Source organism: Vagococcus carniphilus, assembly GCF_014397115.1.
Lineage (GTDB): Bacteria > Bacillota > Bacilli > Lactobacillales > Vagococcaceae > Vagococcus > Vagococcus carniphilus.
Window position 1 is genome coordinate 2,295,217 of sequence record NZ_CP060720.1, and the last position, 23,290, is coordinate 2,318,506.

Below are 23,290 nucleotides of genomic sequence, written 5' to 3' on the forward strand. Positions count from 1 at the left end.
TATTTTTTTAGCTTCAACAGTTTAACATGATTTGAAGAAAAAAGCATTTTTTTAAGAAATTAGACAAACATAAAGTAGTTATCTGGCTCTTCCTTATTTTTTAAAATATTTTCCAAAAACAGTTTAAACCGCTTTTGAAACGTTGGTTGATCTAAGATATTAAAAATTGAAATAGCTTGATAGCATTTTTCAATTCCTTTATCTTTTTCTTCAAAGATAATATGATACCATCCTTCATAAAAGAGTAGCATCGTACTATTCATTAAATCTTTTTCATCTCTTAATAAATCTCTGGCCATCATCAATGCTTCTTTAGCCCACTTTTTATGTCTAAAATTAGCAAAGTACGAAAAACTAGAAAAAATGATTTCAATCTTAAAGGTTGCCATCACATGAAATTCACTTTCTTTTTGGGTTCTTGAAATGGCAATTGGTAGTAGCTGATTAATTTGTTCTACTTTAAATGTAAACAAGAATAACTTAAATAAAGCAACTTCAAATACACCCCAATCTTCTACTTTATACAAATAAGAGACAACTGGTTTGGATAAATAATTAATCTCTTTCATTAATGCTTCTGCTGTTTCTCCACTATTAGCATCATCTCTTTGTAAAATATTTGACTCATACATCACAATACAAATATCGCAAAAAATCCCTACAAATCGTTGCCAATTAATAGCGTGATCCATTTCTTCCTTTACTAATTTCATCTCTACGATGCCTTTTTCAAACTCATTTTTTTCCGAGCATTTATTAATGTTTAACAATCTCGCCAAATAGTAATAAAAATCACTCGTTAAATAACCTCGTAAAACTTTAATGTCGTCATTTAAAAAAGGATTATCCTCTAAAGCTCTTAAATAAAGAAACTCTTCCATTGAGACATTCACATTTTGAACTAAACGCTCAAACCTTAAAAAGCTAATATTAGATTGCCCTTTTTCAAACTTACTTATAAAAGAAACACTGTTTATCTCATCAGATACTTGCTCTAAACTAAATCCACGGTCTTTTCTTAACTTTCTAAATAATTTACCTTCATTCATTTCTTCACCTTTTTTCCACTATAGTAGAATTTTTAATTATCTTCATTTTACCTCAACTATACTTAATTTAACAAATAATCAATGAGGTGAAAAAAATGAATGTTTACTTAAAAAACAAAGGATATCGCTTTTTAACAAATGCTTCTTTACTAAATGCTATTGGAAATAGTCTCTATAACATTGTTTTTATTGTCTATGCTAGCACTTTACCTTTCAACACTTTAGCTGTTTCTCTTGCTTCTATTACCATTTTTATTCCTAGTTTCTTTCAACCCTTCATAGGTCACTTCGCTGATAAAACAAAGAACAAAACTAAGTGGATTATTGGGGCACGGATAGGGCAATTTCTTTTATTTTTATTATTAGCAAAAGTCATTCTAATTGAACCAAGCTTACCATTATTTTTACTATTGCTTATTATAAATGTCCTTGGGGATTGTTTAGGTACTTTTAGTGGTTCACTTCAATTACCTTTCTTCAAACAACTTATCTCTGAAGAAGATTTAACTGAAGCAATGGGTTTTCAAAGTGGTTTAAATACTCTTATTCAATTAATATTCCAAGGCCTTGGCGCTTTTGCTATTGTTAAATTAAACTACAACTTTTCACTTTTTGGCCTGATCAATGCGATTACTTTTTTACTTGCTGCTTTAATAATTGTTATTCACTATAACTTTATCAGCTCATTGGAACAACAAATGATCTCTCAAACAGAACAGAAAAAAACTACTTTTATTTCTGATTTCAAAGAAACCATGACTATTTTCTTAAACAATCCATTCTTGAAAATGATTATTTTCTTTGCGGTTTTGATTAACCTCCTATTTTCATCTGCTGAAGGTCTACTCAATATTTCCTTGTTAGACAGACAAATTCTGTGGTTTGGTAACTTACCAAATACAATTGCTTTGGTGAGTATTAGTACATCTGTTGGCTTACTTCTAGGCTCTCTTTTAACAATGGACTTCTTTAAGCATATTAAATCATTAACAATTATCAGCCTTATTTTAATCAATGCTTGTTTGCTTCCTTTTTCATTAATTGTTATTCAATCAAAATGGTTAATGGCTCTTCTATTATTTAGTTTTGGCTATCTATTAGGAAAAATTAATCCAAGACTTTCTGCTTATTTAATTAGTGAGGTTCCTACCGAGAAACTCGGTTTAACAAGTGGTATTTTTAATGTTCTTGCTATGGCAGGAGCTCCATTAGGACAACTTATCTTTTTAGGAACAGCAAATTTAATAAACGACCTACTAAGTTGGCTTATCTTTGGTGCTTTAAGCTTTTTATTCTTCATCTATGCTGTTTTGGGAAATAATAAAGTAAGTGATCCTATTACTATCAATTAAAAAAGAGGAATTGTGATATAAAACTTCACAATTCCTCTTTTATCTTATAATGAATATTTTCTAAGTCTAATTTCTAACGGTGTTACTTCAGCACACTCATTTTCTTTAATAAATGACATTGATTCTTCTAACGTCATTTGTTTAGTTGATCTTAACACATAAGTTGCCTCTTTGGTCGCTGAATGCATATTATTTAGATGACGTTTTCTCGTGATATTAACTTCTAAATCACTTGATTGATGATGCTCGCCAATAATCATCCCCTCATAAACTTTATCACCAGCATTAACAAATAAAGTGCCACGATCTTCAATATTTTCTAAACCATAAGTCGTTACAACTCCTGTATATTTAGAAAGCAATGAACCTGTTTTTCTTGTTAAGTATTTTTGATTTTTAGCTAATTGATACGAATCAAACTGTTGATAAAAAATACCTGTTCCTTTAGTCAGGGTTAGAAATTCAGTTAAATAACCTATCATCCCTCTTGTAGGAATCGAAAAAGTCAGATAAGCTTGACCTTCTTTTACTTCCATCTCTTGCAGTAAGCCGCCTCTTTGACTAAGTGATTCAATGACTGCCCCTGAAAAATCTTCTTTTGCTCGGGCTATTACTTTTTCAAATGGCTCGTATTTTTTTCCATCTATTTCTTTTTCTAAAACACTTGCACTAGACACTTGAAATTCAAATCCTTCTCGACGCATTTTTTCAATTAAAATAGAAAAATGTAATTCGCCTCTTCCATAAAGTAACCACTTATTAGGAGAATCAGTACTATACATTTTCAATGAAACATCTTGTTTTAACTCTCTTAAAAGTCGTTCTTCTATTTTTCTCATCGTCAACATAGAACCATCTTGACCTGCAAAAGGTGAGTCATTAATTGAAAACAACATTTGCATAGTTGGTTCCTGAACATCTATTACTGGTAGACAATCTGTCGTACCTAATTTAGTAATAGTTTCACCAACTGTCATTTCATCACAACCAGAAATAGCAACAATATCACCAGCAAAAGCTTCTATAACAGGAACTCTTTCTAAATTCTTAAACACAAATAACTTACTAATTCTAAACTGTCTCACTTTACCATCCAATTGAAGTAAAGAAACCGTTTCTCCAGATTTAATACTTCCTCTAAAAACTCGTCCGATTGCTACTTGACCTAAATAATTATCATAACTAACTAAAGCAATTTGAAATTGAAAATCACCAGTTTGAACAACTGGACTAGGCATTTCTTTTAATATCAAATCTAAGACAGGTTTCATTGATTTTTCTTGTGAGGTAGCTTCTGGTAGATAGCTAGAAGTGCCATTTAAAGCTGACGTATAAACAACAGGAAAATCAAGTTGTTCTTCATCTACACCAAGCTCAATCAATAAATCGAGTAGTTGATCAACTGCTTGCTTCGGATTTGCTCCTTTTCTGTCAACCTTATTAACCACTGTTAAAAGCGGTAATTGATAGGCCAGTGCTTTTTCCAAAACAAATCGAGTTTGAGGCATAGGCCCTTCAAAAGCGTCGATTACAATAACAACACCATCTACCATACCCATAATTCGCTCAACTTCTCCACCAAAGTCAGCATGTCCTGGTGTATCTACAATATTAATAGTTGTCTCTTTATAATAAATGGATGTTGCTTTAGCTAAAATAGTAATTCCTCGCTCTTTTTCTAATTCATTAGAGTCTAGAGCTCTTTCCTCGACTGTTCTATTGGTCAATCCATTTGTTTCTTTAATCAGTTCATTTACTAAACTTGTTTTTCCATGATCCACATGAGCTATAATCGCCACATTTCGTTTATTCATCATGGTTTCACTCATGTTTCCAGAAAAAATTTGGTTTGGATCATGAAGGATGTTTTCTTCCATTTTTATCTCTCCTTGATACTTAGTGGGTTGAAAAAAAACATCCTTCTTGCGGAAACGGTGGGACCATGATTTCTATTCTTGTTGCATAGAAATTCATGTTATCTCTCCTCTTGTCTATAATAAAATAAAGTCTAACAAGAGTTATTGAAACTGTCAAACAAAAAAAAGATTGGAATAAGAAATGCCAATCTTTTTTCAAACTATCTAATAGCCATTTTTTTAAATCGTTTCATTCCAGTTGTTCCCATAATGATTGTGAAGATGATAATACCACCTACACTTAACCATAATGGCATAGCTGTTGTTGTCTCAATCATCGTGCTTCTTAAAGCTTCATTAATGTAAACAAGTGGATTTAATAAAACAATTCCTTTTAACCATGGAATTGCACTTAGTGAATCCCAACTAAAGAAAATAGCTCCCGTAAAAATAATTGGCATTAAAAATCCAGGAAACATCGCTGCAATTTGCATTGGTTTTACAATGGTTCCTACTAGTAAACCTAAAGTTGCAGAAGTGATTGAACTAACTAATAAAATAACAACTAACATTAATACATCAAATCCAGACATTGAAAACTCTAAATAGCTTCCCATGAATAAAATTGAGACTGGAAGAACAATTAAAGCACCAATCCAAGATTCAATAATTCCTACCACCATCTTTGACCAAGCAGTCACTTTAATACTAACAGGTGCTTGTAACCTGTCTTCAATTTCTCTGGAGTTATTAAAATCCATTGACAAAGGAACAGCTGTCCCATGAATTCCAGTAATCAACAAACTCATACCAACCATACCTGGAAACATTTGATTAGGAAAATCAGGTGACAAAATACCGATTTTAGGTAACACATAACCATAAGTTAAAATTAAAATAAAAGGTAACATTGCAACCCTAAAAATAAATTCTGACCAATTTCTTAATTGAATCATTAAATCACGTTTTACCATAATCCAAAATACTGTTGATGTACTTACTTTATTTGCCATTTTTATTTCTCCTCCTCATCAGTCGTTAAATGAATGAAAATATCATCTAAAGTAGTTGAACTCAATTGAATATTTTCTAATTGCGTTTTAGATTGTTCAAATAAATGAAGTATTTCTGTTAACGCTTTTTTACTCTCATTAGGGTAAATAACATAATTCTTTTCATCAACAACTTTTAAACTTTTAACTGTTCCTAATTTTGACAGTTGTTTAGAGAACAACTCAGAAGTTTGATCTACTTTCAAATAGATTAAACTTTCAGAGGGAATCTGTTTTCTTAATTCATCGATTGTTCCAATTGCTTTAATTTCACCTTTATTGTAAATTGCTACTCTATCTGAAAATCTTTCTGGCTCTTCCATATAATGGGTTGTTAAGAATACTGTTGTTTTATTTTCTTTATTTAATCGCAAAACATGTTCCCATAAAATTTCGCGATAAGCTGGATCTAGTCCTGTGGTTGGTTCATCTAAAAATAAAATAGCTGGTTTATGCATGATAGCACGAGCAATTTTCAAACGTTGTGCCATCCCTCCTGAAAAACTTTTAACATAGTCGTCTTTCCAATCATAAAGCCCAAAATCTTTTAATAATATTTCAGCACGTGTTTCTGACTCATGTTTACTTAATCCAAAGTAACGTCCATGATATAGTAAGTTTTCATGAGCTGTTAATCCTCTATCTAAATTATTATGTTGAGCAACAATCCCAATTTTAGTTCGAGCATTGATTGGTGAAGATTGAATATCTTCTCCATCAACCTTAATCGTTCCTGCTGTTGGAGAAAGTTGGGTCGTTACCATATTAATTGTGGTACTCTTTCCTGCACCATTTGGTCCTAAGAAACTAAAAATTTCACCTTCGTTTAAATCAAATGAAATGCCATTTACCGCTGTATGAGATTCACCATTTGCTTTTTTAAATACTTTTGTCAGATTTTTTACTTCCAAAATACGTTTCATTGTAACCCTCCTTTTTCGTCTACATTTGTAACTTATAACCATAGTTTACAATCGTAAACATTATTTGTCAACTATTTTTCTTCATTTACTACAAAAATAAAAAAGCTGGCGATTTTTCGCCAGCTTCTCTTTTCTTATTGATTTAGTTTTTTCTTCTAAAGAAGATACCTACTCCAGCAAAAGTAATTAGTGATAATCCCATTAAGGCAGTTAAGAAAGGTTGGTCATTAACTTCACCTGTTTTTGGTAATCTATTAGGTCTCTTACCTAAACTACCTGTGTTTGGAAGAAATGGTTTTGGTTTCTTACCAGGTTCAGTTTCCTTAGTTAACGTATTAGTAATGGTTGTACCTTCTACTTTACTAGTATAATTTTTAACTGATACTTCTTTTAAAGTATACTTAAATTCATTTAATTCTGAATCGTACTTCGGTAAATCTTCGAATTCAAATTGCCACTCACCAGCTTTATTTGGTTTCACTTGCTGAGTTTTTAAAGGTACTTTGCTATCATTTTGATACAATTCAACAGTAATTAAATCCGGACGTGTTTGATATTTATTATCTTCATCCTTCCAAAGTTTTTGACCTGATATTTTGGTCAATTCATCATTACGATAAGTATTCGTAATAAGAGTGTTTGACTCATTAACTTTCCCGTCATAATGAGATACTTTTTGTTCTTTCACTGTATACTTGTATTCATTTAACTTAGCATCATACTTCGGTAAATCAGTAAACTCATAGTACCATTTACCCTTTTTATCAGGTGTTACTTGTTGTGTTTTATCTTCCATTTTCACACCATTTTGATATAACTCAACTTGAATAAATTCTGGTCTGGTATTTAATTTATTATCCTCATCTATCCACTGTTTTTCACCTTTAATAGTGGTTTTATCAATGTTTTGATAAGTATTTGTAATCGTTGTACCCTCCACATGACTTTCATAATGAGGAACATTTTTCTCTTTTACAGTATACGTAATTTCATTTAAGTTCTCATCATATTGTGGTAAGTCTTTAAATTCATAGAACCACTGGCCTGCTTCATTAGGTGTCACTGGTAGCACTCTAAATGGTTTTTCTCCATCATTTTGATACAACTCAACATGAATAGATTCTGGTCTTGTATTCTGCTTATTGCCAAAATCTTGCCATTCTTTTTTACCTTTAAGATTGATTGTTTTTTCATTCTTATAAGTATTAACAATTGTTGTTCCTTCTACTAATGAGCGATAATCAGTCACTGACTGTTCTCTAACTGAGTACTGATATTCATTAAGAGAATTGTCATATTTTGGTAAATCAGCAAATTCATAGAACCATTTACCCGATTCATCAGCTTTGACTTCTTGCGTCTTCCCAATCATTAAGACGCCATTTTGATACAAGTCAACCTTGATGGAATCTGGTCTTGTATTAAGATGATTGTTAGAGTCGTTCCACTGTTTCTCACCTTTAATAGCTGTTAATTCTGTGTTCTGATAAGTGTTTACAATGTTAGTTCCTTCTACTTTACTCTCATAATGAGGAACTGATTTTTCTTTTACCGTATAACGATATGCATCATAATCTTCATCATATTTTGGTAAATGATCAAAACGATAGAACCAATTACCTTTCTTATCTGGTGTCACAGTTTGTGTTTCAAATGGTTTCTCTCCATCATTTTGATACAATTCAACTTGAATAGATTCTGGACGTGTGTTTAATTTGTTCCCTTCATCTTTCCATGTTTTTTGACCTGTTAGCTCTGTCTCTTCATCATTTAGATAGGTATTGGTAATCGTCGTACCTTCTACTTTTCCTTCGTAATGAGGGACAACTTGCTCTTTAACGGTATAGTCAAACTCATTAAGCTCTTTATCATACTTCGGTAAATTCTTAAATGAATACAACCAATTACCTGATTCATCAGGTGTAACAGTTTCAGTTTTTTCTGGTAACTTCACACCATTTTGATATAAATCAACTTTAATTGCTTTTGGTCTGACATTTAACTTATTATCTTTATCATCCCATTTTTTCTCGCCTTTAAGTTCAGTGGTCTCGTCATTTATGTAAGTATTTGTAATAATAGTGCCTTCTACTTTTCCTTCATAATGAGTTACATCCTGTTCTTTGACTGTATAGCGATATTCTTCCAAGTTGTCATCATATTTAGGTAAGTTGGTAAATTGGTAATTCCAATTACCGTCTTTTCCAGCTCGAACTGTTTTAGTAGCTATTGGTGTTTTCCCTTCATTTTGATAAAGCTCAACTTTAATTGCTTTAGGTCTAAGATTTAGTTTATTATCCTCATCATCCCATACCTTTTTACCAGCAACTTCAGTTTTTTCATTATTCACGTATTGATTCGTAATGATTGTTCCTTCTACAATTGAATTGTAATGAGGCACTTCTTCTTCAGATACGGTGTATTGATACAGATTAAGCTTATCATCGTATTTCGGTAAATCTTTAAACTCATAATCCCAATAGCCTTCAGCATCAGGTGTTACCTTTTGAGAAGCAAAGACTTCTTTAGAACCATTTTGGTGAAGGTTAACAGTAATAGATTCTGGTCTAGAATTAAGTTTATTCAGCTTATCTTCCCAACGCTTTTCACCTTTAAGAGAAGTTGTTTCTTTGTTTTGATAAGTGTTGGTAATTGTCGTACCTTCTATCTTCGAATCATAATCTTTTACTTCTTGTTCCTTAACGGTGTAATGAATCTCGTTTAATTCTTCATCATATTTCGGTAAGTTCTTAAATTGATAACGCCAATGACCTGCTTTATTAGCTTTAACCGTTTTTGAATCAATTGGTTTTTTCTCATCATTTCGGTACAAATCGACTTGAATCGTTTTTGGTCGAGTTTTTAATTTGTTATCAACGTCTTTCCATTTCTTCTCACCATTAAGTGATATTTTTTCATCATTTCGGTAAGTATTAGTAATCGTTGTATCAACTAATTCTGTATCATAATGTGGTACCTTTCTTTCTCTAATTTCGTAATTGTACTCAGTTAACTCTTCGTCATATTTTGGTAAATTAACAAATTCATATTCCCATTTGCCATTTTCATCTGCTTCAACAACTTCAGTTGCAAATGGTTTTTCACCATCATTTCGATATAAATCAACATAGATAGTTGTAGGTCGAACGCCTAATTTGTCATCAAAATCTTCCCAATTTTTCTCACCTTTTATGCCAATTACTTGATTATTTTTATAGGTATTCGTAATATCAAACCCACTTACCTGACTATCATAATCAGCAACATCACGTTCTTTTACCGTATAATTATATTCATTTAATTTATTGTCATACTTCGGTAAGTTATCAAATTCATAGGTCCATTCATCTGTGCCATTTGATTTAACAAATTGTGTTGCATAGAGTTTCTTTGTGACACTATTTTTACTACGTTGATACAAATCTACCTGAATAACAGCTGGACGAGTGTTGAGTTTATCGCTCTTATCATCCCAGATTTTCTTGCCAACGACTTTCGTTTTTTCTTGATTTTGATAGTAATTCGTAATCGTTAACTCACCATTATCCGTTTGATAATCCGGTTCATAACCTGCTACTTTAGTTTCTTTTACCGTATACTTATATTCATTCAAATTCTTATCGTATTTTGGTAAATCCACATATTCGTGAGACCAATTTCCATTTGCATCAGGTGTCATTAATTGTGTTTTATCTTTCATCTTATAATCATTTTGATATAAATCGATAGTGATTGACTCTGGTCGAGTACCCAATTTATTATTTAAATCAACCCAATCCTTCTTAATATTAATCGATGTTTTATCATCATTGATATAAGTATTAACAACATTAGTTCCGTCTACCTCTGACTCATAATGCGCAACATCTTTTTCCTTAACAGTATAAAGATACTCACCTAATTCATCATTATATTTCGGTAGATCATTAAACTCGTAATACCAAATACCTTGCTCATCTGGCTTAACTTCGGCTTCATTCATTTTTTGAGGATTAGCTATATTTTTAGGGTCAGTTTGGTAAAGTTCGATAGTAATCGATTCTGGTCGAGATTTAATTTTATTATCAAAATCGCCTTTCCAAACTTTATAGCCATTAATACTTGTTACATCATTATTTTGATAAGTATTAGTTATAGTCGATTCATTTAAAGACGCACCTGGTTTAACTTCACTTGTATATCCTTTTACCTTACCTTCTTTGACGGTGTATTGGTACTCGTTTAATAATTTGTCATATTTTGGTAAATCATTAAACTCATAATGCCAAAAACCATTTGTATCAGAAATAACAGTTTGTTTTTTATAAGGTATCAAACCATTGTTACGATATAAGTAAACCGTAATACTTTCTGGACGTTTATTTAATTTGTTATTGAAGTCTTCCCATTTTTTAACACCTTTGACAGTCGTCTTATCATTATTAAGATACGTATTGTAAATAGTTGTTCCTTCTATTTCACTTTGATAAGAACTATCTTCTGGTAGAACTTCTTTGACCGTATATTTATATGCTTCAAACTTATCATCATTCTTTGGTAAATTATCGAAATGATAATACCATTTACCTGATTTATCTGGTTTGACTGTTTGAGTCTTATCTTCTAATAACTTACCATTTTGATACAACTCAACTTTTATGGATGACGGTCTAACACCTAATTTATCATCCATATCAAGCCAGATTTTTTCACCTTTAATCTCAGTTATTTCGTCATTCAAATACTTATTCTTGATATTATTATCTTCAATAGATGATTCGTAATGAGGAACACTCTGCTCTTTTACCTTATATTCATAAGGGGTAAGATTATCATCATATTTCGGAAGCGGCTTAAATTCATAGTGCCAGTCACCAGAGTCATCAGGCTTAACTGTCTGCTCATCTACTTTTTCATTATTTTGATATAGCTCCACAACAATCGAATCTGGTCTAGTATTAGCTTTATTATCTAAGTCATCCCACGTTTTTTGACCAATAACTTCTGTCGTTTCTAAATTTTGATAAGTATTAGTAATGTTTTTTCCATCACTAGATGCGCTATAACCGTCTACTGGTAATTCTCGGACAGTGTATTTATAAAGCTTTCCATCTCCATCGTATTTAGGTAGATCATCAAATTCATAGCTCCAGTTGTCGACAATTGATGCTTCTTGAGTTACTGCTTTTGAATCTTCATCTATCATCGGTATATCATTTTGATATAAAACAACAGTAACTTTATCAGGTCTTGTTCCTAGCTGGTTGTTATTATCGCCTTTCCAAATCTTCTTGCCTCTTATAAAGGTTTTTGCATCTACTAACTTAGATCTGTTAACAAAATTAGGCCCACCTTGAACTTGCTCATAGCCATCAACTGCTCCTTCTTCAACAGTGTAAGTAAAAGGTATCCCGTCATCATCATAAACTCGTAGATCGTTAAATTCATAGTACCAATTGTTCTTTTCAGTAGCTTTTGTTGTTTTACCTGTATCCATGCCATTTTTGAAAAGCCTTATTTCAATTTCTTGAGGTCTTTTCTTATGCGCATTATTAAAATCATCCCATGTTTTACTACCTTTAATTTGAGTTGTTTCTGTATTTTCGTATTTGTTGACAACGTTATAACCAGATATTTCTTCTTCTTTTTCGATATCTTTACCTGGATTTTTAATAGTTGTTACATAACCTTGAACATCTTTTTCCAACACACGATAATTATAGACATCTCCCTTATCATCATAAACTGGATAGCCTTTACCCTCATTATTAAATTCATACTTCCATTTATTATCTTTATCTGCGATTACTTCATCAATTTTTTTATTGTTTTGTAATAAATAAAGAGTTACTTCTTCTGGCCTTGTCTCAAATTTATTGCCATAATCTTCCCAGATTTTCTCACCCGAGAATTTTATTTTTTTATCATTAACATAATGGTTAACAATATCATTTCCAATATACTCTGTTTCATACTTAACAGAATTAACAGATGTATCAATAATTACTTCTTTGACTTCATAAGTATACAAGTCACCTTTAGCATCATATTTTTCTAAATCTGTAAATCGGTATTGCCAATTAGAATCAGCTGTTACTTGCTGCTGAGCATGTGGTGTTTTTTCATCGTTTCTAAATAACTGAACTGTAATTTGATTTGGTCTATTCTTAAACTTATTACCGTAGTCATCCCAGAATTTTTCGCCAGATACTTCAACTTTTTCCTTATTCACATAAGTGTTGGTCAATTTAATTGTTGTCGTATCTCCATCAACCATTGACTCTTTTTCTAATGTATAAGGATCTGGTACATCTTCTACAATGTCATAAGCATAAAGAACTCCATTATCATCATACTTAGCTAGGTTTTCAAATTCATGCTTAAATTTGTTTTTGTCATTTAATTTAGCACTATCAATCACCTTATTGTCTCTTGTAAGATGTATCGTAATTTCCTTAGAACGTGTATTAAACTTATTACCATAATCTTCCCAATGTTTTTCAGCGTTTATTTTTACTTTTTCATGATTACGGTATTTGTTAGTGATATTAGTACTTCCAGGTTCGATAATAGTTTCATAGCCGGGAATCTTTTCTTCTTCAACGGAATAAACATAATCCTTTGCTGTTTCATTATCGCGTTTAGGTAAATCAGTAAAAGAGTAGTGCCAACCTTTTTCTTCATTGGTAGTTGTCTTCACCTGTTTATTATTTTCATCTAACATTGGTTTTTCATTTTGGAATAACAGAATAGTAACCTCTCCAGTCCTTGTTCCTAAAGCATTATTATAATCATCCCAAATTTTAAGACCACTAATATCAACTTTTGTCTCATCATTTAATTTATTGGTAATTGTTACTTTACCATCTGTTGCTTCATAGGTTGTTAGATAATTTGGAATCCCTGATTCAATAACAGTATATTCAAATTCATTTCCATTGTTATCGTATTTTTCTAGATTATCAAAGGTGTGAGACCAGTTATTTTCCTCTTTTAACTCAACACGCTCTTTTTCTTTTCCGTTTTGAAGTAGGACAGCATCAATTTTTTTAGGTCTTATTTTAGCACTATTATTTAAATCATCCCATTTTTTCTCAACAGAAATTTTAGTTGTCTCTTTGTTCACATAAGTGTTAAAGATATTATCACCTTTGACTTCAGTCGTATACTCTGGAACACTGATTTCATTTACCGTGTACTTAATTTCTTCACCATCGGCATCATACATATCTAGATCCGTGAAACTATATTTCCAATGCCCATTTTTATCTGGAGTAACTTTTTGAGTTTTGAAAACTTCACCATTTTTTAGAAGCTCTACTGTAATTGAATCTGGACGTTTTTTAAATTTATTATTATAATCGTTCCAAATTTTTTCACCAGAAATTTCAGTTTTATCTGAATTTCGATAAGTATTTGTAATAGTTGTTCCTTCAACTTTAGATTCATAGTCTCCTGGTACATTTTGTTCTTCTACTCGGTAAACATATTTCTTTCCAAAATTATCATATACTTGAAGATTATCAAATTTATAGTTCCAGTCTCCGTTATTATCAGGTTTGACTTGTTGTCTTTCTTTAAACTTATTATTTTGATACAAGTTAACGGTTATTTCATTTGGTCTTGTATTAAATTTATTATCGTAGTCATCCCAGATTTTCTTTCCTGAAAGGCTTGTTACTTCTGTATTTTTATAAACATTGGTAATATCAAAACCTAAAACTTGCGATTCATACCCTGCTGGGACATTTCTTTCTTTTACTTCATAAATATTTTCTTTCTTATCGTCTCCATATTTAGGTAAATCCATAAAAGAATACTTCCATTTAGCTGCGCTTGTTACAGTTTGAGAATCATAGACTTTGCCATTTTGAATTAAATCAACTATAATTTCCTCTGGTCGGCTTTCAAAACTATTATTATTATCTTCCCAGATTTTTTCACCTTCAACGTTGATTGTTCCTGTTGGTTTATAGTAATTAGTAATCGTTGTCCCATTACTGTTTGATTCAGATTCAAAATTGGGAACGGCTTCTTCCACACAAGTATAGATATACTTTTTACCAGTTTTCATATTGTAGACATCTAGATTTTCAAACTTAACTCCCCAAGCATTCTTAAAAACTTCATCGTCCTCAGTTAATATCTTTGTTTCTATTTGTTTTCCATTTTGAAGTAAGTGAACAACAATACTTTCAGGTCTAACAGACTTATCAAATGGATAATGCTCCCATATTTTTCTAAAGTCAATCGATGTTTTTTTATTTTTTGCTGTGTTAACTAAATCTGCTCCTATACTTTCTGTATCATATGCCTGAAGTGCTTCTCCACCACTTTCAACCACTCGATACTCATATAATTGATTATCCAGATTCATTTTTTCTTGATCTTTAAATTCATATGCCCAGTCTGGACCTTTAATAACATTTCGTTCTACCCATTTCCATTTTCCAGTTTTAGGATCTTTTCTCTCAAGTGTAATTTGAAGAGTCAAAGGTCGCCCTCCAATTGTTCCGTCAAAATCATTCCAATATTTTTTCCCTTTTATATCAATTAGTTCTCTATCAAGAAATGTATTCGTAATATCCATACCATTTGAAGTACTTTCATACGCTACTGGTACTAAAAATTCTTCAACATGATAATTATAAGGTTTTCCATTTTCATCTTTGCGAGGCATACCATTAAATTCGTAAAGCCATCTACCATCTGGACCTGGTTCAACCCATTTACGATCTACTTCTCTATCATTTTGATATAGTTTAACTAAAATTCGTTCAGGTCTATATGAAGGACTATCACCTACCCAATGCTTTTCACCTTGTAAATCGATGAACTCTCCTTCTTCTAAATAATTTTTAATCGTCGTACCGTCAATTTTAGTCGTATATCCTTCTACAGGCTCTTCTTCTACCGTATACTTAATAACATTTAATTCGTCATCATGTTTATTCAGGTTAGTAAATTTATATGCCCAATTATTATTAGATGTTACTTTTTGACTAGCTACTTTTTCTTTTTTACCTTTAGATTCTCCGTACAGATTAACAGTAATTGACGATGGACGATCTTTTTCTGTGTCGTCATACCACTCTTTTTTACCACTTAATTCAGTTTTTTCGCGAATCAAAGTATTCTTAATATTATACTTATCACTCGAACTGCTTTCATAGTGATCATACTCTTCACGTTCTTCTACATAATAAGTGATTTCGCGCTTTTTATTATCATGCTTAGGAAGATTTTCAAATGAATAATACCATTTTGAAGACATCATACTTCCTTTAACAATTTGATAGTCAATACGAGTATCTTTTTGTCCATCAAACCCTTTTTGATACAGATCGACAATTATTTCTTTGGGTCTAAGATTTAATTTATTATTTTGGTCTTCCCAGATTTTTTCTCCATCAATATCAACTAACTCTTCTTCTTCAGGTTCAAAATGATTGATAATATCTTTACCATCTACTACCGATGTATAACCATTAGGAACATTTTCTTCCTCTACTGTATAAACATTTTCATCATTAGAGTTATCTTTATATTTTGGTAAATTATCAAACGTATACTTCCAATTATCATCTGATGTAACATCTTTTCTTTGATAGAAAGAACCATTTTTTAATAATTTTACTGTTACTTTTCCAGGTCGATCGTTGGTTGTGTCACCCTCCCACTTTTTCTCGCCTGAAACACTAACAACTTCTAATTCTGAATAAACATTACGAATATTGTCGCCTTCTACAGTTGACTCATAACCATCTGGAACATTTTTTTCTTTGACAGTATATTCAAATTCATGATTTCCCTCTTTTTTAGGTAAGCCATTAAATTCATAATTCCATCCTTCACTAGCTTCTGCTTTAGTTTCTGAATAATATTTACCATCTTGGTGTAGTTCTACCGTGATATTATTAGGACGTTTTCCTGGACGGTTATTGTTATCTTCCCAGATTTTTTTCCCTTTAACACTTGTTGTTTCTGATTTAGTGTATGTGTTAGTAATATCATATTTATTGACAGTTGATTCATATCCATCTGGAACGTTTACTTCTTTTACCGTATACTGATAATCTTCACCAGTCCCATTATCTACTTTAGGCAAATCTTTAAACTCATATTTCCAATTATCATTTTTAAAAGCTTCTGTTTCTTTAAAAGAATGACCATTTTGTAACAATTCAATAGGCACTTTATCTGGACGATTGTCTTTAACACTTTCATCATCTTTCCAAATCTTCTCACCTGAAATAGTCACTTTTTCTTGATTATTATAAGTATTTGTAATTGTTCCGTCGTTAATTTCAGTATCATAATTGATGATAGGATCTTCTTTAACTGTATAAAGAATTGGTTTATTGTTCTCATTTAAGGGTAAATCTTTAAACGTTCCTTTATAAGTATTACCTTCATTTAAAACCATTGAGTCTTTTTCTTTGTCATTAGCAAATAAACGAACTGTTACTTCTGGTTTTTTCACTGAAGAAGGAACATTTTTCCATTTTTTCTCAACTGGAAACTCAGTTAATTCTTCTCCACCTTGAGAATTGACAACTACTTCTTCTAATTCTGTTGTTTCATTATCACTAATTGTTACTACTCTACCAGTCTTCATTTCATTACTAATGTTATAGCCAGCTGGCGCTTTATTTTCAACGAGTAAATAATCACCCTTTGTTAATTTAGTAAATAAAGCATTACCACTTCCATCAGAAACAGCACGGTCTACCACCTTAGCTGGATCTTTAATAATTCCTCGATAAAGTGTAAACTCTGCACCTTTTAACACTTGATTTTGATTCTCGGCTGACACTTTTTTAACTCTTAAGTTTCTTGTTCTTCCTTGAATCGTTCCAGAACTATCAGGTACTTTTACTGGTACACTAACTTCAATTGGATTGGCTGTTGTGTGAACATCTTTTGCGGTCATTCTAATTTTATTTTTTACTGGTTTATTTTCCCCTGGAATTGTCCCACTTGGAAAAACAATCCGACCTTGATAAGTTAAATCTAGTTTTTCTTCGATGTCATGTAGCATTTTAATATGAAATTGACGTTCTGTATAATCCAGAATATAGTCATATCCCTCAACTAATGTATTACCTGAAGAATCTGTTAATCGAATTGTATCTCTGATAACAATTTGATTTTCCCAACTATCATCAAAAATTTCTAAATCTCTTAATTTATAGCCATGAGGATTAACATCAACATGCCAGTCAATCAAATTAGGATTCGCCGGATTTGTCTTTCCTTCTTTTTTCAAGAAAAGATCGTTTCCTATGTTTCCTTTAAGAGAACCCGTTGCTTCTTTTTTAGGTGTATATTTATCTTCATAATAAGCTGTATTAAAAATCTCATGATCAACTACATCTAGAGGATTTTTTAACTTAGTGCGGAAAATAACTTGTTGAACATATTTATTTTCCATAAAGCCACTTACTTCAAGTTGATTTTTCGAATGATTAAATTCGATTTTTTCACCTACACTATCTACCCAAACACCGTAACTTTTATATTGAACTTTTGCTGAGCCATCAACGTACGTTTGATCATCTTTAATAGGGTCCGTCAGTAAATTATTAGGACCAACAGCAACTGTTCCTTTTTCGTTAAGAACTACAGACCACTCAATTTCATTATCCCCTGGAATAAATCGACCTGATTTTGATAATCCTATTTCTGCAGTTGGTTTAGGAATATATTGTTCCTTATCATCGTCTTCTTTTTCATTACCTTCTACAAAATAATGATAATTGGCTTTATTATTTTGAATAGTATTGCGCTCAAAATCCGTTATATACTTAATAGTAAAAGCGTCACTTGTTGGATTTTTATAGGTAATTTTAAATCCAGTCGCGTAACCTGGCATATTATCGATATCTTTCCACTCAATATCATAGTCTGAGGGTTTTACTATTTCTCCATAAGGTAGACGTTTGAATACAAGACTACTTTTACGAATCATACCAGTGTCTACTTCATCTTCTACCCACCACTTATCTAACTTTTGTTTTTCTTTATTGATCGTTAACTCCCATAATGCGCCTCCTTGAGAGTCAATCGGTTTACTTTTTGAAATACTGCTCTTTCCATCTCCATCACCGTCGCCATCTCCACCGTTACCACCACCGACAGAAATGTCTTTACTAGCTATAACCTTTTGACCACCACTCAACACATCGTTAACTGTAAATTTTTCATCCTTGTTCGTTACTTTAGCCTTGTAAGTAATTGTAACAGGTTCATTGACATCTGTTTTAAATTCAAAGTCAAAACTTTTCTTGTCATCACTCACCTTTACTTCATGTGGTAAGTTAGGAGATACCGTCATTGAATCTTCAACAAGTGTCCCGTTTGTCATCGTATCAGTAAACTTAGCATCCTTTTGGTCGATATGAATTCCTTTTGGGTTGTAAGTTATTTTCCAATCAATAATGCCATCTTTTTTATTGTAGTCTCCTGCTTCTTTAGCTATCACTTCTTGTCCTAACTGTTGAGAAGCTGAAGCTGTTTCTTTCAAATAATTTCCATTGTCCGTATCACTTGTTAATGTGATTCTATTCGTTATTTTTCCGACAACACCAAATTTCAAAGGTGTTTCAATATAAAGTACGTAAGGTTCTTCAATGGAATCAAATCCTAAATCAATATTTCCATTTTGATCAAACACCTGATTACTAATTGAAACCTCATCACCTTCTGTGATTTCTCCTTTTAAATTAACTTTGGCTTTTTTCATTTTGGTAATTCTAATTTCTTTAGCTGCTTCTACATCTGAATTATAATAGCGATAAGTTGTCTCTTCATTTAGTTTTAGATGATTCATTTTTAACGAGTTCGGATTAATCAATACTTTCCATTCTGGCACATCTCCATTTAATCCCATATATTGTTTTTGAATATATGATTTGATATTACTAGTCACATAAATCATTTCACTACTATCATTAGAGACAAAAGGGATTTCTATTTCGTAACCACCGGGTATCGTTACTTTATGTTCATCCACTTTCATTGAAAACATTAATTTACCATCAACATCATCATTTTTTCTAACTTCCTCATTAAAAACCATTCTGACATCGCCGTTTGTATAACCATAATACTTCCCATAAATGACACCATTATCAGGATCAATCAAATCACCTGATTGCTCTCTTGTTAAACTAATCACATCTGAGCTTGGCAGTTTAAACTGATAGTAATCTTCATCTAGCATTTTTTTACCAAAAGCATCAGGAATCCTAAATGTATAGTTTATTTGAAATTCATCACCAATACTTAAAGGATTGACTTCTGTTATAGTTTTTCCGTTTAAGGTCATTTCAGTATCAGTTAGAATAGTCGGATTGCCATCTTTATCTTTAGGTAGCATGTAAGCTTCATCCAGACTTGTAATATCACGGCCTCCCGCTCTTGCTAGTTCTTTTGTTTCAGCATCTTCGTTTTCTAGACCTTCACTTGTCAATGTATCTGTCAGTTCTTCATTTTCTCTAGTAGTAGATTCCGCTTCATTAGTTTCACTTGATATTTCAGTTGTGCTTGATTGGCTAGTAGATTCCTCTATAGCATTATTTGGTTCTGAGGATGCTATCTTTGCCACTTCTTGTTTGTCTGTCTCTGCATATGCTTGTATTGTTCCGATTGATGTTGCTAATTGTGTAAAGGTACTCATTAGCATAACAATTAACATAAAGACTGATTTTTTCATTTTCACGATATTTTCCTCCTTTTACGCTTCCATACTTTTTTATTTAAACCTCTATTAAAAAAACATTAAAAAACTTACCATAAATTTAACCCAAGCACAACCTTTTTCATATTAACCACTCCTTATTTTAATTATTTATTATATTTTAGGTATTTAGAAATAACACAATATTATTTTTTTTATGTTTTAAAACAAAAAAAGTTGCTTCTTATATCCAAATACTGAATGTTTTCAATTTAGTTGTTATCATTTCCATTTTAGCATTATTCCTTGGTTACTAATAATAATATCCCTCCTCATACGTTATTTTTTTTACATATTGTCTGTTAAAAAGACATTTTTTATTATTTATCAGAAAAATAAATGTGTATAAATAACTAACAATTCAATTTATCACATAAAAAAACTCAAACTAATCATTAAATTAGTTTGAGTCCGTTGTAAATATTTAATAACAAAACCAAAATTATTACTGCTTGATATAACACATTAACACTTTTATCTGAGGCTTTTTTACTAATAAAAGCACCTAATAAACCACCTATAATTGCTGCAGGAATAATGTAGTATAAAATTGCCAAATCAAACCTTGTTATATCTGATACGATAAATATACTAGTTACCTTTGTTAATTGTGAAAACAAAATGGTGATAATCGAGTAAACAGTTGCCCTTTTAATCGGAATATCAAATAAAAACATTAAAAGTGCAACATTAATCGGTCCACCACCAATTCCTAAAAGACTTGCTAGAAAGCCTAATACTAATCCTGAAATCAAGGTAAGTCCTTTTCCTTGATAGGCTCGATTTTCTATAAGATCATAGCTATGGATAATCGAAAGAAGTAACGTTATCACAGTTAGTATAATTTGAATCAGTTGGACTTCTCGTCCCTCTGGATACAATTTCAAAATCCATTCAAACAGATAATTGCCTAATAATCCTCCTAATACAGCTCCAAGTGACAATCTGATTGCAAAAGGCCATTTAACCTCAATCCCATTTTTTACTTGCCTATAAGTAGAAACAAAAGACATAGTTAATACTGCGACACTTGAATAAAATGAAATGGCCGCTACTGGATGAACATGAATTAAATCTAGCATCGGTTTGATTAAAACGCCGCCTCCCATTCCTGAGACAGCCCCTATCGTATTCGCAAAAACAATAATGAAAAAATAAATAATTCCAACACTCAAATGCTTTTCCTCCTTAGTAAAGAGTTCCTATCTACATTGTAAAGATACAAACTAGATATAGCTAATTTTTCGTCCAAAAAAACCCTAAAAGGGTTCTCCTCTTAGGGTTGTAATAGTGTTTGAACAGTTCTCTATAATGGATCTATTTCATAGGAATCTTTAACTTTTCAGAATGGAAGACATTCATCTCTTTATCATAAACTGATAGATAAACCTCTTTATCTTCTGGCAAAGCATAAAGACCGCCTATTTTTACTCGTTGATTTGCCTTCAATTCTTTACTCATGTTATCTATCGCCGTTTTATACTCCGAACCATCTAAATCTTTCTTAGGTAGTACGTGGGGATATAAACTTTCTGTTCCCTTTTCTTCATCAGAAAACCTGATATAGGTATTCCATTCCGTTTCCGGTAAGATGGTTTCCTTAGACTTGTTTTCCATTTCAGCATAGATAAACCAACTATCTTTTCCATCAATATCTTTTTTCAACTCCGTTGTTAGTAAGGTTAACTCAAAAGTTGGTGTGATTAATTGATGATTTTTAGGCTGAAAAGAAACGTCTTTCGCCTTAACTACTTCAGAAGAAGTAGCCTTTGACGAAGAATCAGATGTTTCTTTTTTTTCGTTAGATGCGCACGCTCCTAACAGAAACAAGCTCATTACTAAAATTGATAATAGTTTGGATAGGTTGAACTTAGACACTAATTGCTCCCACCATTACCAGGTTCGCTTCCACCTGCTCGGAAGACAACACGTCCATAGTCAGCTGCTTGGAAATTGTCACGTGTTTCTTCAATAGGACCAAATACTTCCGCAGATACATCATTATTTTTTGCATCTCCACCTAATCCAACATAAGTATTGAAATATTCATTATCTCTAAACTTATCTTTAATAGTTTCATTAGGATAGTTGCCACCATCTTTATTCCAAGTATAAATTGCATCTAAACCATATCCTTGGATAAATGTACGGTCACCTCTAAATAATGGTGCATTCGCTTTTTTATTGGCAATATCTAAATTACCGGCTTGGTAAAGGTTAAAGCCTGCATATTCGTAAATACTTTCGATAACTCCATTAGCACTATTACCATAAATAACTAATTCAGAAGACTCATCTTGGTTAATTTGAGTACCATATTGTTGTAATTTCATCGCTTGGTATTTACCACCACCACGACCATTAAATTTAACTTTTGAATTATAAGCTAGATTTAATGATGGAATATTTTTATAGTCCGCACGTGGAATAAATTGGAAAGCAACACCAGCTGCATCTACGTCAAGTTTAGCATCTTCACCAACATTAACTTGGTAAACTTTATCATAAAAGACAGGATAGTAATAGTTAACATCACTTTGTGGTGAAATTTTTACATTTACTTTAGCATCTCTACCGATATCAACTTTACCAGTTGCTTCTCCGTCTACTAAACGACCATTGAAATAAAAGGCTGAGAATTGACCATGGTCTTTCATAGCTGCTTGTCCGTTATACTCACTACCTTCTTTAAACTCTAAATCGTGAACCCACGCATTTTCAGCACGCGTGTTGATTTCATTTTTGCCGTCAAAGATTAATTTACCTTCTGAAAGGTGAACAAAACGAGCACCTTCATATTTTACATCTTTTGCATAAACATCCCAGCCGTAGCTAGATGGTCCATTACCAGAACCACCAGTAAAGAAACGGCCGTCAGTTTGTGCACCAACGATATCAGCATTAACAATACTAAATGTATTGTTTTCGCCAGCGTTAGCAGCTTTTAATGAACTATTTTTTCCGTAAATTGAGAAGCGACCTGAGTCAATTGTATACCCATCTTCTTTATTACCATTAATAGTTAAATCTCTAGCAGGAATATTAGTGATATTTTTAGTAAATTTGATATTACCTTTTACACTAATTTCTGTTACAGAAGCATTTTGTAAAGCCTCTTCAAATTGTGCGATATTTTTTACTTCTTTAGCGTTTGTTGCAGCTTCCACCTCAATACCAGCAGTTTGTGGTAAACCAAAGATTGCTGTACTATTTAAGCCAATTCCTCCTAATAGAGAAACTGATAAACCTGCTACAACTAATTTTTTTGTTATATTAGATTTCAAATTATATACCCTCTTCCTTTTTTTATTTTAAGACAAATCAATTAAAGTAAAAGA

The 23,290-nt window shown here is 31.8% G+C and carries 9 protein-coding genes; 1 reads left to right on the forward strand and 8 read right to left on the reverse strand.

The features are described from left to right. Window positions 1-59: 59 nt before the first annotated feature. Window positions 60-1,049 (reverse strand): helix-turn-helix domain-containing protein, encoded by a 990-nt coding sequence (locus H9L18_RS11210; protein ID WP_126792226.1) that lies wholly within the window; start codon window positions 1,047-1,049, stop codon window positions 60-62. 95 nt (window positions 1,050-1,144) lie between these two features. Between H9L18_RS11210 and H9L18_RS11215 the strand changes: the two genes are divergently transcribed. Further along, complete coding sequence (locus H9L18_RS11215) at window positions 1,145-2,401, forward strand: MFS transporter (protein WP_126792224.1); 1,257 nt, start codon at window positions 1,145-1,147, stop codon at window positions 2,399-2,401. A 44-nt stretch (window positions 2,402-2,445) separates the two neighbouring features. Here the strand turns inward: H9L18_RS11215 and typA are convergent, their stop codons facing one another. The 7 genes from typA to H9L18_RS11250 form a co-directional block, all read right to left on the reverse strand. Continuing rightward, the gene (gene typA / locus H9L18_RS11220) at window positions 2,446-4,230 is read right to left on the reverse strand and encodes a translational GTPase TypA (protein ID WP_185847432.1); all 1,785 of its coding nucleotides are present in this window, start codon (window positions 4,228-4,230) and stop codon (window positions 2,446-2,448) included. Between the two features lie 248 nt (window positions 4,231-4,478). Further along, window positions 4,479-5,270 carry an ABC transporter permease gene (locus H9L18_RS11225; RefSeq protein WP_126792222.1) on the reverse strand — a complete coding sequence of 264 codons (792 nt, stop codon included), beginning with the start codon at window positions 5,268-5,270 and terminating at the stop codon, window positions 4,479-4,481. A 2-nt stretch (window positions 5,271-5,272) separates the two neighbouring features. After that, entirely contained in the window at window positions 5,273-6,232 is a 960-nt protein-coding gene (locus H9L18_RS11230) for an ABC transporter ATP-binding protein (RefSeq protein ID WP_126792220.1), read from the reverse strand. A gap of 142 nt (window positions 6,233-6,374) precedes the next feature. Continuing rightward, complete coding sequence (locus tag H9L18_RS11235) at window positions 6,375-19,928, reverse strand: Cna B-type domain-containing protein (RefSeq protein ID WP_246433339.1); 13,554 nt, start codon at window positions 19,926-19,928, stop codon at window positions 6,375-6,377. Between the two features lie 419 nt (window positions 19,929-20,347). Then, window positions 20,348-21,127 (reverse strand): sulfite exporter TauE/SafE family protein, encoded by a 780-nt coding sequence (locus H9L18_RS11240; protein WP_126792216.1) that lies wholly within the window; start codon window positions 21,125-21,127, stop codon window positions 20,348-20,350. A 142-nt stretch (window positions 21,128-21,269) separates the two neighbouring features. Beyond that, window positions 21,270-21,830: a DUF5067 domain-containing protein gene (locus H9L18_RS11245; protein ID WP_126792214.1), complete on the reverse strand. Its 561-nt coding sequence runs from the start codon at window positions 21,828-21,830 to the stop codon at window positions 21,270-21,272. Then, entirely contained in the window at window positions 21,830-23,236 is a 1,407-nt protein-coding gene (locus H9L18_RS11250; protein WP_126792211.1) for a pectate lyase-like adhesive domain-containing protein, read from the reverse strand. The genes H9L18_RS11245 and H9L18_RS11250 overlap by 1 nt, the downstream gene beginning before the upstream one ends. Window positions 23,237-23,290 lie beyond the last annotated feature (54 nt).

Excerpts from the sequence above, each read along its gene's own strand:
- H9L18_RS11215 (WP_126792224.1), top strand. The coding sequence starts at position 1,145 with ATGAATGTTTACTTAAAAAACAAAGGATATCGCTTTTTAACAAATGCT.
- H9L18_RS11230 (WP_126792220.1), bottom strand. The coding sequence starts at position 6,232 with ATGAAACGTATTTTGGAAGTAAAAAATCTGACAAAAGTATTTAAAAAA.
- H9L18_RS11210 (WP_126792226.1), bottom strand. The coding sequence starts at position 1,049 with ATGAATGAAGGTAAATTATTTAGAAAGTTAAGAAAAGACCGTGGATTT.
- H9L18_RS11235 (WP_246433339.1), bottom strand. The coding sequence starts at position 19,928 with ATGAAAAAATCAGTCTTTATGTTAATTGTTATGCTAATGAGTACCTTT.
- typA (WP_185847432.1), bottom strand. The coding sequence starts at position 4,230 with ATGAGTGAAACCATGATGAATAAACGAAATGTGGCGATTATAGCTCAT.
- H9L18_RS11225 (WP_126792222.1), bottom strand. The coding sequence starts at position 5,270 with ATGGCAAATAAAGTAAGTACATCAACAGTATTTTGGATTATGGTAAAA.